The organism is Bacillus sp. EB V-12 (assembly GCF_056158125.1).
Genome location: NZ_JBUXJL010000003.1, coordinates 80406 through 95821 on the forward strand (window position 1 = coordinate 80406; position 15416 = coordinate 95821).

Here is a 15416-nt window from a genome sequence, read left to right on the forward strand (position 1 = left end):
GTCAATAGTCTTCCGAAAAAAGTTTTACTTTGATATGTAAATTGTGTAAAATGGAAGGTAATAAATGACCGGAATGAACGGAGGTATTACCATGAGTTCTATGGTATTCACTTTAGGAGAAACGATGGAGGAAATCGGGATTACCAAAAATAAATTGGCAGTGGAATCAAAAGTTCGTCCAGCCACTATTAGTAATCTAGTTAATGGTGAGGTTGGTCTTGTACGTTTTGATACATTAAAGTCAATCTTAGATGCTTTAAATCAATTAGCTGCGGAAAATAACATTGATAAAACCTACAGTATTGAGGACGTTGTACAGTACATAAAATAAATGTACTGTTTTTATTTGTAGATACATTTCCGAATACTCTGATATACTTATTTAAAAGTAATAAAGGAGGACAATATGGAGACAAAAACAACGGCAGACGGTAATACATTTATCATTGAAGTGGATCAAAAAAAGAGTTCCGCAAAAGAAAAATTTGGCCGCAAAACTTCATTGGTTTTCGGCATTTTTGGTATCATTTTTTCTGTTATTTTAGGTATCACAATAGTCGGGTTATTTTTCGCTGTCCCACTGTTTCTTTTTTCATTTGGCCTTATATATGCAGCATTTGAAAAACAAGAAATCCAGTGCCCTAACTGTAATCACAAACAAAGAATTACAAAAAGAAATGGCTATTTTGATTGTGGAAGTTGTAAGAAACGTACTTTAGTAGAGTGGAAATAAATTATAATACAAGGGGTTTAAATAATGAATACAGACATTATGGAAAAAACATTTTATGACGAATTTGAATTAACTGGAACGTGGTGGATTCCTGAGTATGAGCACCGTATCGCAGGTAGTATAAAATATTCTTCAGACGGTATCACCTTAAAGTTACTAGATAACCCTAAAGATCCTGGAAATGATCCATCATTTATAGATAACCACTATCCTATATTGCATGGAGTTACTGAAGATGGAGAGCTTATTACTTTGTGTGACGGGGTTTTAGATTCTTGCTCAACTTTTAACGCGATAACCCTGGTACTCAAATTTAATCAGTTAATAGCTGGAAAACACTTTAGTTCTAAAAAAGATATTAAGTTTCATTCAGTATCAGTGAACTATTCGTCGTTAGAAGAATGGTTACAAGAGCATCCATTTTCACCGATACCCAAAACTGAAAGCGGACTAACAGCTATCGGTTATACGTTCCCTTCTACTTTTAAAGTTTACATACAAGAAAAATCTACTAGTATAGAATCATCTTATAAACTCACTACTTCAAGAGATCTATACAAATCACATACTTTTAAACAACAGGCCAGTTTAAAAATAACTCCAGACACGTTTATGGATTTAGATTGGTATATAGACATAATTCATGAACTACAAGATTTTCTCACGGTGATGACAAATCAGGCTATTTATCCAAAAAAAATTGTAGCAACAGGTCATACATCGAATGAAACCTATGATCCTACAGGTCGGGAAAAATTCAGTATTTTGATACTACCTCAAAAGATGTTTGAAGAACAAAGGATTAGGGAGTATAAGTTGCATATACCATACAAAAAAATTCAAAACAATTTGGAGTCTATCCTGAATAATTGGTTTACTGATTCATCTTATTCCTCTAGAAAGATTTACCTTAGAAATTTCTATGAGAAAGCTATTGACAGGGAATCAAAGTTTTTAAATTACACAAAAGCCTTAGAAAGCTTCCATAGAGATACTAATACGGTCTCGGGACAATTTGTACCTGATGAAGTATACCTACCAATTAAAGAACAAATGTTAAATGCTATACAACAAGGAAGCATTGATGCTCAAACATTTAATGATTTCAAAACAAAATTGACAAGTGTGCTTAATTACGCACATCATTTTGGCTTTGAAAGACGAATTAGAGACATGTTTAAAGACTTGCATCCTCGTATTAAAGATATGACCTTCTCACGTAAGTTACCGGAAATAAAAACGTTCGCGCGTAACATAACAATTACTCGAGATTACTATACTCATTACGGTGATCGTCCAAACTTCTACTTTAAAGAAACTGACTTTTATTTCGTAAATGAAAGATTACACGTTATCCTCTACTACTATTTTTGCAAGAATCTTGGAATTAACGATGATATTATTTGTTCAGCTATCGAAAATGACATTACACTTGGATACCAACTGAACGTAATAGTGGAATCTTAAATTTCAAATAGACATAAAATCGCCTCTTATATTATAGGAGGCGATTTTATGTTTTTAGAGGTATTCACCGGATTAATGAAATGTTTATAATTCTGTATGATCATTTTTCTTTTACCTAAGATAACCAACAATTGAGATTGTAGAAAGCCCTACCAAAATTAATTTGGTGATTTTTCAAACTTCAAAAAGAACATTTGTTCGTGTATAATGAACATAAATTATACGAATCGAGGGATCATCATGGAAAAACATAACTGGGGAACACCAAAATTACGTGGGAGAGGCATGATAAAATGGCAGCCGTTTGCCTCATTACCAGAACAACTCGAAGGGATTAGAGAAATACTGAACGACTTAAATAAAGTACCGAAACCAATTGTTACTGAGGATATGAAAGAACAACTGCAAATCGGACTTGTGCAGTCACTACAAAATAAAAAGGAAATACTCATCTCATACTATCGTGACGGAATGGTTCACGATATATACATAAATGTGTTGCATATTGAACCAATGACGCAAACTGTGTATTGTACAGATGCTTTTGGCTTGAATACGGAGTTTAGGTTTGATGAATTAGTAAATATTTACTAGAAATATCATTTTAGTCGATATTTCGTGAAATTTACAAACAATCCATTTATAATGTATTTATCTATAATAATATTGAGAGTGATGAATGTTATGAGCCCAAGCCTTTTTGAAGAACTTAAACTAAAACGAAAACAAAAACTACACCCAAAATTTTTGACATTAAGAGACACCCCTTCCCTTATAAATCAAAAAAAACAATTAGAGAAATGGTTTGAAGGTTTCGAAGATAGGGACAATAAAATAGTAAAAGAATTCCAAACCTCTTTCCATTCAACCTTATGGGAAATATATCTTTACACAGTGTTGAAAGATATAGGATATGAAATAGACTTTAGCTATAATAGACCCGACTTTATTCTAAAAGACAATCCAAATATTCTTGTAGAAGCTACCACAGCTAATCCGAAACAAGGTTATGAATTAGAACATATTCATCATGTATCTCAGATACCTGCTTTGTTCGAACCGCCAAATGAACAATCTAATTTTGAATATGAAATGAATGAGATAATTGCTCGTTATTCAAACTCAATCCTTGGAAAACATAGCTTATATGAAGAAAAGTATACACAATGTGAATGGGTTACTCCAGAAAACCCATTCGTTATTGCATTAGGTTCTTATGCTCGTGTTAAATATGTAAGTGATTATATTTATGGGATGATAGCCTTTCTATACGGACAGTTCTTCAATCCTAATGATAATGATTTTGTATTTAAAGAAACTATAACTAAAAATGGAACTAATAGCGAATTACCTTTAGGTATTTTCTTAGATGAGAAGTATTCCAATATCTCAGCGATAATTTTTTCAACTACAACCACAATTGGAAAATTAACCGCTACAGTGGCCTCAAATAATTCATCAAATGGTATAGCTACTTGTGCAGAGAATAACATATACAATCTATATAGAGATTTTACTGATAATGATGTGCCTTACAAGATAATGATTGTTAATTCACAATCTCCGGAAGTTTTGGCAGACGGCTTATTCGTATTCCATAATCCTAATGCAAAAAACAAGCTATCTTTTGATACCTTTAGAAACACAGGCGTTACACAATATTACTTTGATGCCTCAGGTAATAAGATTAGATTTGGAAATTCTCAACCTACAATTTCAAGATTATCTGTTCCAAAAATCCTTGCACCTCTATTTGAAGAAAAAATATATGAACATCTATTAAAGTATAACGACACTAGTCAAAAAAACATAAACCAATTTATTTAATAAAATGTAAAGCCCTCCATAATAAAGTACCCCAATTGTTAGACACAGTCTAACAATTGGGGGGCACTTTAGACGGCTCCTATTTTTGTTAATCAAACTATTCTTTTGTATAGAAATATTTAAGTCCTTTAGCATCTAACCATGCTGTTGCTCGATCTAGTTCATTTCCTTGACGGTAATCTGTCTCAAATCGAACCAAACCTTGTTTATTACCTACAGAAATAATACGAGATTCATATCCTAATGCATCCATCATTTGCACAACAGTAGGTACTAACGCTGTCCCAAATTCATACGTAACAACTTTATTAAATCTATTCACTATAATCTCCACTCCTTCGTCTTCTTTTTGGCTGGCTTGTGTTAATTGTGATTTAAACCACTGAACTCGACCTTCATCTAACATTCGATGTGGACAGTACTTCCCATTTCTCTCTTGGTGAGTTTTAACTTTACTAATTGGTATATCAAATTGAATCATTAATTGAGCAATAACTTCAACTGCATTCAATTCAGCTTTACGATATCTTTCTCCACCGGACATAGAATAGCAAATTTCCACTCCAATACTATGACGATTCCCTCTTCCATTGGCACCATCACCAGCATGCCAAGCGTTACGATCGAATGGAATTAATTGAATAGCTTCTTTATCATCCACAGCGATATGAAATGATGTTCCGGTGCTATTGTTAGCAACATTATTTCGCTCATTTATAGCTGGGGCATCGTTATACGTATTATGGAATGTAATCTCGGTTGGATTCATCTCATACGGGCATAAGACATCGTATCTACTTTGCGGTACTAACATTTGTTTAATTTCCATCATTTGATTTCCCCTTTTTTAATGTAAATTATTTTTTTCTAATACATCTTTTTGCTGCAACCCTTTGTTACTTAAGTAATTGTTTTTCCAGGCCATATACAGCGTATAACCACCGGTAATTACAGCTACGATATAGTTTGTCAGTTCATTACTGATAGTCTGGTAGCCGACTAAGTTTAATACGCTATTGATTACAGCAATAATTAGAATGACAAAACGCGTAATTGATGCATTATCTAAATTTTTCATCTAATCACCCCCTTTCACTTCAGGAAATTTAAAATATTAAATAATAAAAGGACTGCCAATGACAGTCCTGAAATCCACATAGATATATGAGCCTTTTTGTTAGTATCGTTTTTTTCTTGCGCTAATTTCAAATCACGTATTTCACGATCGCGGAACTTGAACATTTCATCTATCTCGGTACGCTGCATATAATTTTTCTGATTGTAATCTAGCTTTTCTTCGATTCGTTTAACTGCTGCACTCATTGTTTGTAGATGTACTTCTAATTTCGCAATGCGCTCACCATCTTTTTGCTCCACCGCCATCACCCCTTTTTAGACAATAAAAAAAGACCAGGTTATCGCTGCTCCCGCTTTTCATTTATTAACTTTTGAACTATACCTTTCAGCTCAGCTATATCTGTTTCGAGCGTTTCATTCCTTCTTTTTGATTGTGCGCTTTCTTCTTTCAATAACTTATACTCATCGTAAAACTGTTGGAAAGCTGCGATAAAAAGGGAAACAGTATTATATAAATTAATGGCTCGTTTCTCTTTATCGGTAAATACATCGTCCGTATCATCTGCAATCATGCCGAAATAAGTTTCAATTTCTTTTGTTGTATATGGTTCTGTTTGTTCCTCTGATTTGTTCACACGCATTTGATACAGATCATACATATCGTCCTTGAAGTTGTACTGTTTAATAGCTAAATTCATGATTTTATCAAGAGCTGAGAAAGGGATATCTTTTATATTTTCTTTCATATTTCTAGCTGACGTAGGGTTAAATGCTTTTGCCCACATTTGACCGTTAGCATTTACATTTTCATTCGCTCGTAGCGTTCTTAATTCTATATCTCGCCATTGACCACCAATACCATTCTTTATTTGTAGTCCGTTATCATAACCAGCCACATAACTTGCTCTTATCTTTATATCTGCTAAATTTAAATCATCATCATTTTCACCAGCTACAAAGTAGATAGATCTAACCCCAAGCGCATTTTTTCTTTTGAAATAGAACTCACCTCTATTATTTGTAAAAAAATGCGGTTCTGTGGTTGTCACTATAAACTTTCCGTATCCTGGCGCCCATCCCACTGAGTTAAAAACAATGTCATTCAAATTATCAAAATATAATCTTCCGTCTGCATATGCATACAGATGTCCACCATCATTTTGCATTTGGATAAATGATGACCATCTACTGTTCCCTTCCGCATTGTTTCCTTTAGATATTCCAAGTGTAGCCCAAGCTTTAGATGGTTCTTCAACGCCATTAATTCGTGGAGTCGTTTGATAAATATAGAACGATCCTGCGCCAGCGAATTTTCTATTATCAGAGCCAAGTACGAATGAAGGTTGGATACTTCCATCAGTTGTTTCCATAAATCCTATATAACCACGTGGTCTATCTAAATCAAAAATCTTCATGTCTTGCCTATTTATTTCAACAAATCTGTTTCCACTTGTTTTAAGTGTTACTCCTTCTAAAACTTTCCCTTTGATATGCTCAGCTGTTACATATCCTATAAGATTAATTCTGGACCCCTGAATTAGAATTTCCTCAGCTGATTGATTAATCTGGGATATAACATCGCCTTTTTTAACCCTAGAATTAATATTTTGATTTGTTAAACTAAAAGCCGCTTCCATTTCTAAAACATAAGCAAATTTTTTGTCCGCATCCGTCTTTGAATACACTTCAGTCGCTTTAGCACGAAAACCTATTTCCTCGGTATTCTGCTTAATTTCTGTCTGCATGTTGGTAGTTACTGTATCAAAATCACTTTTCGCAACCTTATCTGCCACTAAGTCAACCAATTCTTTATAGTTGGTAATGTCTTTTGGATTTGGCATGTATACAGATGGTTCTTTTCCTTGCTGTAGCTGCGGTTGAGATACCCACATTGTACCATTACGGCGTACCCATATATCTCCTTGCAAACGAGTTACAGGAACGTCAGGAGCTTTAATGGTTACACTAACTAGTATCCAGGAGCCATTAACTAATAACTCTTTTATTTCAGTTTGCTCATAACCTAATGCGGTTGAACCATTAAAGAATTGAAGCTTAACGCACGCTCCTTGGTCTAATAAGTTTTTATCTACTACATAGACCCATGCAGACAATACGTAGTCACCGCTATTTTGTGAGGCTCCAATACTTTGAGCAATACCAGTCCAGCTATTTGCTGTAACCCCCGCATTTGCAATTCTGACCGAGTTATAACCGTCATGACGTCTGTCTGTTACTGGTGTTACTGTAGCACCTGATACAACTCCTGCTACTGTCCATTTATCGGTACTAGCAACCTCATTTGTTATATTGCCATTAGCATCAACTGTTTTTTTCTTAAACTCTGTATTGAAAAATTGATTTATACTACCAAGTGCCCCTACGTAAGCTTTCATTTGCTTTTCCGAAATTTTTGAACTTAATGAGTCTTTTGTTTGCGTAATTTCATTCTTGTTTTCTTGAATGAGCTTTCCTTGATTTGTTTGTGTTTCTGTTAGCGTTTTAATATTAAGAGAATTCGAATTTGTGGTCTGCTTCACTTCATTTAGAGTTGTTTGCATTGTACCTTGATCTTGTTGTACTTTCGAGATTGTTTTTGAGTTCGTATTTACTGTTTGTTGAATTTCATTAGTTGTTTGGGTAAAATCTGCTTTAGAGGTAACTTCATCGTTAGAAAGTTGCCATGTAGTTCGTATGTTACCTTCTTCAAATTTTGCATGGTGTGAGTTTAAATTCCCATCAATATTGCGCCCAGAGTAATAGAATTTAACTTGAGTTACATCTTTATCTTTTGTTCTAAATGTAACTGATAGTGGTTCGTCTTTATAATTCACATTAATCTTTAATTGCGAGTCAGCACGTACAGCTTGCCATTCTTGCTCTCCATCTGCATACGTTATCGCTGTTTCTACGCCAAACCAAGCATTTGTATTGATTTTTGTTATTTTACCAGTAAACAAAAATGAGATAGTAAAAATTTTATTTCTATAGTTGACCTTATCCGATAAAGTCATTTGTTTACTGTCTGACCAGGTTCCAGTCATGTTCTGTTTATTTAACCCTGTTTCTGAACCGCTAGCTAAATTGATTGAACCTACAGAAATATTATTTACAGTAGTTTTTAATTCTGTAATGGTGTTAGTGTTAGATTCGGCTGTCTGTTTAGCAGTATTAGCTGTTTGACTTACTAGTTTAAGATTATCGTTTAGAGTTGTTATCTCCGTTTTCTCTGCTTTATTTTTAATTTCTTCAGCTGTGCGTTCAGCAGTCGTTTTTGTTTCATTTAATACTTTTATATCACCTTTACGGTTTGTTTCGTACACTTGCTTTCCAATAAGGTTTTCGTTTACCCAATCTTTTGTATAAACACCCTCTTTGTTGGCCTTCCCTTCAAGTTGCTGATTTAACCAAGTCTTATCAGGTATATCTTCAATTGTCTCTTTTAAAGTATCAATTTCTGTTTGTGCATTCTTTATATCTTTTTGTAATGGTCCTGTATCCGGAACAACCGATTCCCAAGCTGTACCTGTCCATATTTTTAAAATACCAGGCTTTCCATTACTAATATCACGCCATAGCGTTTTGTTTGGCTTAAGATCAGTAGTTGGTGGTTCTTTACCTTCTATAATATTAACCATATTATTTTCAATATTTTTTTTTAGTTGCTCTGATATATCTTTAGCCTCTTGCGATTCCTTTACAGCTTTTCCCGATTCTTTCTTTGCTTCTTCGGCCAACTTTTCTAGTTGTTCTAACAGTTCCTTGTTAGCCTTCCCCTCTAACCAAGCACGCATTTTATTATATAATTTTCGTAACTCCTCGTTCGAATCTATAATCTCTCGATAGTCTCCGAATACATATTTATCTTGCGAAGGATCCGTATATGATTCATCACCAGCGATTGCCCTTGCTTCAAGGTATAACTTAGGTGTGAAGCCTGTATCTTTGATTCGGATTGTATCGCCTTCATTGATTAGTTCATGTGCTAGTCCGAAAATACGTCCAATCGATTGCGCTTCTACTTCATACGAAACTGACGAATTGACACGTTTTTTTAATTCCGTCTTCATCAAAGTCAGTAATCGTTGCGGTGTCATATTTTGATCTTCTGTTTCTGGCGTGTAGAAACCAAATTTATGTTTACCATGTACATTCCAGCGTTGAAAGGCATCACTATCTGTAATATAAACAAGTCCGTTATTGATGCTCTCAATCGTGATAAGTTCTTCACCTTCACCCCGTACAAATCCGACAAGTGCTGTGCAAATATCCCTGGAATGTTCAATCCGTCTAACGCCTACTAAGTCTTTTCCCAGGGTTACTTCCTTCCCTGTTTCTCTCCCTCGTTTATTTATCATATCGACGTACCATCCAGTAATTTGAGAACCAGATACTTCAACACGATATTGTATTTCCAACTCAAACAAAGCCGCAATTTTCTTTAAAAAAGTGAGGGGATCGATGAATTCATCAATAGTCATCGTGTGGAATGAAGAATAATCCGTTATTCCACGTTGCCATTTTGAATCGGCAAGAGCGATATCAATAAACGTATTAACTGTTTCGCTCTCTATACGTTGAGGTTTAATAATCCCATCTTTGGCTATTTGAACCCAGGCACCGGAAGAGTGTACAGTTAATGATCTATCATTTGAATCTTTTTCTACTTCATTGTTAATAACATACGGAACAATTCGTCCATCTCGTACTTCCTTTAAAACCAAGTTCTGCTGTTGTAATGTAATTGCATGTGGAGTGCCGTCAAAAGTTTTGAACTCTAGCATATCAATGTTATTCTTGATTTCCCAATGACGTTTATCTTCCCAGTAGTCCTTTGGTTGAATAGCGGATATAATTTGATCTGTTTTGAAATCAACAACATGAAGTAATCCGCTTGGTGTTCTCATCGAAATCTCTCCCTATATTTAACTTTTGCTGTTCCAATATCAGATGGTATAATTTCGAGTATATTAGCGCCTTTATTAATAACAGGAAAATTACTGAAAAACTCTTTTATGTTAATTGCGTTTTTCCCCTCAATACTGACATGACTACTTTCTGTATCAATCACGACTTTATCACCGACATCAACTATATAAGGCGGTGTGTTATTCGTATTTAAATTCACTTTCCAAAACTTTAAATCACTAACTGACATCGCTTCTACTGGCGGTACATCCTGCCACTGCATGATACTAATCTGTATTTGAGCTGCTTTTTCCATATGTTTATTGTCTTTATCCGTCCATCTAGCAAAGCGCTCTGAATCATCCTTTTCCGTCCCAGGCAGAAATTTTGAAATATATGCTTCCCATACATTTCCTGTTCTAGCTATCCACAATCGACCAAAATACTGATTCCATGTATTCGGGTAATCACCACTCTCATAGATCAAACCTGTTTTCCCCGGCTTATTATCATATCCAATTACCATCGTTCCAAAATTTTGCTCAGCTTGCCAATAAAGATCATTCATAGCAATTTTCGAAAGAACTTTGCTGTTTTCATCGAGTATCGCTATCTCAACCCGTCCCATTTCGTTAATCTTTTTACTCTTACATGTAACATAGGCTTGCATAATAAAATCTTGTACTGGACCACCAGGGATACTTTTTTTAACAGCTGCACCGTGCCATCCTTTTCCCGTTCCAGTCCCAAAATCAGAACAATAAAATTGATATTTATCTGATTTCATTTCACCAACCGGTTCCCCATCTTCCATTGAGCTGACTTTACTCCATCCGACGGTAGTGGCCATTTCATCCCATACTATACGTTGATTCCTTTCTACAGGCTTTTCCACAGTTTTTAACGGCATCCCAATACGAAAGTAATCTCGATCACTTAAAGATCCTCCGCCGAACCATACATCTAAAAAAGTGTTTGGCTTTGTAATATCGATTTCAATGATAGGGTTAGAATGAACTGTTCCTTTATTTTGGATATTAGCAACTAACCCACTAACGTCTTTTTTAAATTCAACGGTTTGCTCTTTTCCTAACTTATACGGCATTGGACATATTAGTGTAATAGTTGCTTGATGAATATTAGATTTTTCTAAAGTTTCCTCTACAGATTCCTTAATCCCGTAATACACAATATCCGGTTCGTCTGTGAAGGTAATTTTTACAGGTTCTTCTGTATCTAATAAACCATTCAATTCATCTATCCGTTTCCTTAGTTCAAAAAGAGAGACTCCCTTAAGAGAGAAATCTACTTCTAATACTCTCTTGGGAGTCCTTTTACTTAAAAAATATGAACCTGGGCGGTGAGGTACCGTTAACTCATTAATTTCGTCACTTAAAATTCCGCGACCTCTTATATCGTTAACCATAAAAAATCCTTTTTCGTATTTTTGCTCGAAATATTCTTCTAAATTAATCCCATTAAAAACTAACAATCTACCGCCCTCCTTTAAAATACATCTTTCCGTTTTTTCACAGCTTCTTGCTCTCCAGTAATATCATCAACGAACCTATTAAACTCTTGTCTACCAAGCTGTATATTAATATACGCGGGTTGTCTTTCACTAGCTGTAGAATTTGAAGCAGTTCCGGAATCCGCATTTCCTGAGCTTGCTTGTGGCTTAGCTGTCTGGTACGCACCAAGTCCTCTTGGCATTCCGTATACAGTCTCTACTTGTAAAGCTTCCGGTTTCATCCATTCAGTCATTTGTTCGGTTGTTCTTTGTACAGCGCCTTTCATTGCATCAATACCATTAATCCACCCTTTCATCATATTGACACCAATGAAATCCCTGAACCAACGACTCGGTGAGTGAATCGATAAAAGTCCTGAAATTTTATCTTTAATTCCATTTCCGATGTCCGTAATTTTGTCCCAAATAGCCCCAGCCATAGAACTTATACCGTTTAAAAGCCCCTGCATCATATTTTTCCCTATGCTTCCTAAATCGATTCCGCTTAGGAATGACTTTACATTGCCAAAAATTTGAGTCACTGTGTTATAGATAGAATTTAGGATGTTAGATGTCGCTGACTTAGCAGCATTCCAAATTGAGGAAATGATGCTACCTGCTGCATTCATAACAGATGAAATAACCGAGCCTATCCCCGAGAAAATTGAGCTTACTAGAGAACCTATCGCTGATAGAACACTAGAAAAAATAGATTTCACTAAATTTAGCCCACCAGTCACGACCGCGGAAATTAAATTTATTGCCCCTTGGATGATATTTCCGATTAATGACATCACACTCGACGTAATGCCTTTCACCGCGTTCCACGCCCCACTCCAATCTCCTTTTAAAACTGAAGTGAAAAGCTTTATTATGTTGGTGATTATCCCAATAGCAGAGGTTATTACGCCCATAATAGCGGGGAAAACCGCCTGGACAATCGACAAAATAAATTGAATCGCCGGGATCACTACGCCTTTTATTATTGTTGCTAGGCCTTCAAGTATCGCAGTGGCTACAGGAATTGCCGCTTGAATTATAGAAACTATTACCGGGAAAACCGCCTGGACGATTTGTAAAATTAAAGGGATAACTGTAGTCGCTATGATAGAGATTACCTGGCCTAATAATTGAATAATAGGAATCGCAACGGAAATCGCAGCAGCTATAATCTCAGCTATTACTGGGAAGACCGCTTGTACCGCCTGGAGAATAATCGGAATTACTGATGTCGCTATGATAGATAGGACCTCTCCAAATCCTTGAATCAGCATCCCTGCTATACTAAACACCGTCTGGATTACTTGTAAAATAATAGGAAATGCTGTTTGAAAAGCTTGAGCGAATATCGGTAAAACTGTAGATGCTAGCTCAGTAAAAATTTGAGCTACTTGTTGTATAGCCTCTGTTATCAATGGCATAATTTCTATTGTCGTATCAGCAAACATCTGAATTAATTCAGTAATCATAGGCATTACTTCTTGTACCACTTGACCGAAAAGTTTGAATAAATCAGATGCTAAAGGTACTACGGCTTGTATTGTTTCTCCGAACAAACGGAATAAATCGAGTGCTATCGGTACTACAGCTTGTACTACTTCACTAAACAAATTAGCTATTGTAGAACCTAACTCACCAAAAGCCGCACCTAGCTCAGAAAGAGCAGGTCCAAGTGTGGCGAAGCTTTCTGCTATAACTTGTCCCGTTTTCGCAAATTCAGGAGCTAGTGGTGCAAATGCTTGTGTAATCCCCTGAGCTATTGACTGAACAACCGGCAAAATCGCAGACATCACAGAACTAAAAATCGATTGTATAGACTGCCAAGCCGACATAAAAGCAGACTTCACTTGATCATTTGTATTTATCAATTTAAATATCGTAGCACCTAAAGAAGCTACAATAGCTATTATCCATCCTACGGGGCCTGAAACACCTAAAAATGATAAACCTAAACGTACAATTAATGGTGTTAAAGTAGCTATCGTATTTCCTATTGAAGAGAAAGACATTTTTATAAAGTTAATTACTGGAGAAAGAGCTGATCCAATTCCAGCAAATGCTGAACTAAGTCCTGATACTGCTGAACCAAACGCACCACTTATCCCCTGACCAAATTCACTAAATTTCGATTTTATTACAGCTAGCGAAATCTCTACAGCTGTCGCAAAACCAGAAAACACTTGACCCGCTTTAATTAACCCTGCCTCTAACGCTGCGCTAATTGCTGTACCCATTGCTGAAAATTTTTCCGGTATTGTCCCAAGATAAGAACCTAAAGAATCAATAGCAGATTTCATAGCTTCAACTGCCGCTACTGTACCACTTTTTATTGATTCCCACGCACTATTCACAGCATTTCGGAAAGTTTCATTATGTTTATAAAGTTGAACTAGTGCTACACCTACCAAGCTTAGAATTGCAATAACCGCACCAACCGGTCCTAACAATAAAGCAAATCCAGCTCTTAATGCTGATAAAGCAGCCCGAAGCATTACCGCTGCTTTTGATGTTCCCGACATCCATAGCATAAGTTGACCTAGGGTAATAATTGCACCGCCGATTGCGTTAATAACAATACCCGCTACCGTTGCTATAACTAAAAAAGCCGTAGTAAATGCTACTACGGAAGCAATCACCGTCTGCACAGGAGCTGGTAATTTCATAAACGCGTTTGCCAAGGTTTCAACTACTCCAGCTACAGCCATTAATGCAGGAGCTAATGCATCAGTAAATGCACGTGCTGCAGCATCAAGAGAAGATTCCATTTTCGTCAGTGCCCCGGCCCATCCTTCAAGCATGGAGTCCGCAGCTTTTTTAGAAGCACCATCCGAGTTCACTAAGGATTGTGTTAAAGCATCAATCTTTTCAGGTCCCGCTGCCACAAGTGCCATCATACCTGATACAGCTTCTGTACCAAATATTGTTGCTAACGCCGCACCTTTTTGTGCACTTGTCATACCTTCCATTCCTGATTTCAACTCGCCAATAATTTGAGACAATGGTTTCATATTACCTTGTTGATCCGTAATAGATACGCCAAGCCGTTTCAACTCATTTGCCGCTGCTTTTGGCGGTTTAACTAAACGTAGTAAAGATGCACGTAATGCTGTACCAGCGGTCTCCCCTTTAATACCGCTATTTGACATAATACCAACAGAAGCCGCTAATTCTTCCATCGATATGCCTAATTGAGCTGCTGGACCCGCCGCATATTTAAAAGCGTATTGCATATCCCCAACACCTGCAGCTGTTGCGTTTGCGGCTGTTGCTAGAACATCAGCAACATGTGTACTTTGACTTGCCTCCATACCAAATGAGTTTAAAGCTGACGTAATCGTATCAGCAACCATCCCCAGGTCTTCGCCTGACGCAGCCGCTGCACTCAACACACCAGGTAATGCGGACGTTGCCTGAGCCGAGTCAAAACCTTTCGCACCCATTTCAGCAAAAGCCGCTGCTACCTGCCCTGTTGAATACACAGAATCCTTTGCCATATCAAGAATCGCTTTCTTTACTTGACCGTAGTCACCTGCAGTTAAAACCGACGCTTTACGAGTTTGTGATTCAAATTCTCGTGACTTTTGAATCATACTCCCTAAAGCAAAAGCCGACGCTGCAGCTGCAGGACCAAATGCATTTTGCATTGTTTGCCCTGTTTGCTGTACACGTCGGCCCATTTCAATTGCTTGATTACCTACTTCTTGAAATCTAGCACGCCACCCTGAATAATCAGGAGGCGGTGGTGCTGGTGGCGCTGGCGGTAATGGTGGAGGTGACGGCGGTTGTGGAGCCGGTGGGATAGGAGGTGGTCTACTAATCTGTTGAAAAAATGTATTCCATGCTTGTGTAGCTTGTCCAAGGTTACTTATTAAATTAGATATATCCGCAATCACC

11 protein-coding genes are annotated in these 15416 nt (G+C 36.6%); 5 read left to right on the plus strand and 6 right to left on the minus strand.

Annotated features, from left to right (window positions below):
• Nucleotides 1-91: 91 nt before the first annotated feature.
• The 5 genes from ACZDYH_RS11875 to ACZDYH_RS11895 all read left to right on the plus strand — a co-directional run bounded on the left by ACZDYH_RS11875 (nt 92) and on the right by ACZDYH_RS11895 (nt 4027).
• On the plus strand, nt 92-331 hold the full coding sequence (locus ACZDYH_RS11875; protein ID WP_474886313.1) for a helix-turn-helix domain-containing protein: 240 nt from the start codon (nt 92-94) through the stop codon (nt 329-331).
• Nucleotides 332-406: 75 nt separating this feature from the next.
• Nucleotides 407-733: a hypothetical protein gene (locus tag ACZDYH_RS11880; protein WP_474886314.1), complete on the plus strand. Its 327-nt coding sequence runs from the start codon at nt 407-409 to the stop codon at nt 731-733.
• Between the two features lie 24 nt (nt 734-757).
• The gene (locus tag ACZDYH_RS11885) at nt 758-2200 is read left to right on the plus strand and encodes an ApeA N-terminal domain 1-containing protein (RefSeq protein WP_474886315.1); all 1443 of its coding nucleotides are present in this window, start codon (nt 758-760) and stop codon (nt 2198-2200) included.
• A gap of 240 nt (nt 2201-2440) precedes the next feature.
• Nucleotides 2441-2794: a YolD-like family protein gene (locus tag ACZDYH_RS11890; protein ID WP_474886316.1), complete on the plus strand. Its 354-nt coding sequence runs from the start codon at nt 2441-2443 to the stop codon at nt 2792-2794.
• 90 nt (nt 2795-2884) lie between these two features.
• Nucleotides 2885-4027, plus strand: coding sequence for a hypothetical protein (locus ACZDYH_RS11895; RefSeq protein WP_474886317.1), 1143 nt, complete (start codon nt 2885-2887; stop codon nt 4025-4027).
• Between the two features lie 97 nt (nt 4028-4124).
• Here ACZDYH_RS11895 and ACZDYH_RS11900 read toward each other — a convergent pair whose 3' ends face one another.
• Genes ACZDYH_RS11900 through ACZDYH_RS11925 form a run of 6 tightly spaced genes read right to left on the minus strand, consistent with a single transcriptional unit; the run spans nt 4125 to nt 15415 of the window.
• Nucleotides 4125-4856, minus strand: a complete 732-nt coding sequence (locus tag ACZDYH_RS11900) for an N-acetylmuramoyl-L-alanine amidase (RefSeq protein WP_474886545.1) — start codon at nt 4854-4856, stop codon at nt 4125-4127.
• Between the two features lie 18 nt (nt 4857-4874).
• Nucleotides 4875-5105, minus strand: a complete 231-nt coding sequence (locus ACZDYH_RS11905; protein WP_474886318.1) for a phage holin — start codon at nt 5103-5105, stop codon at nt 4875-4877.
• Between the two features lie 14 nt (nt 5106-5119).
• Nucleotides 5120-5410 carry a hypothetical protein gene (locus tag ACZDYH_RS11910; RefSeq protein ID WP_242291499.1) on the minus strand — a complete coding sequence of 97 codons (291 nt, stop codon included), beginning with the start codon at nt 5408-5410 and terminating at the stop codon, nt 5120-5122.
• Nucleotides 5411-5442: 32 nt separating this feature from the next.
• A complete protein-coding gene (locus ACZDYH_RS11915) occupies nt 5443-10011 on the minus strand; it encodes a phage tail spike protein (RefSeq protein ID WP_474886319.1) in 4569 nt (1522 codons plus the stop codon).
• Complete coding sequence (locus ACZDYH_RS11920; RefSeq protein WP_474886320.1) at nt 10008-11504, minus strand: distal tail protein Dit; 1497 nt, start codon at nt 11502-11504, stop codon at nt 10008-10010. Before ACZDYH_RS11920 ends, ACZDYH_RS11915 begins: the two co-directional genes overlap by 4 nt.
• A gap of 14 nt (nt 11505-11518) precedes the next feature.
• Complete coding sequence (locus tag ACZDYH_RS11925; protein WP_474886547.1) at nt 11519-15415, minus strand: phage tail tape measure protein; 3897 nt, start codon at nt 15413-15415, stop codon at nt 11519-11521.
• Nucleotide 15416: the final 1 nt, after the last annotated feature.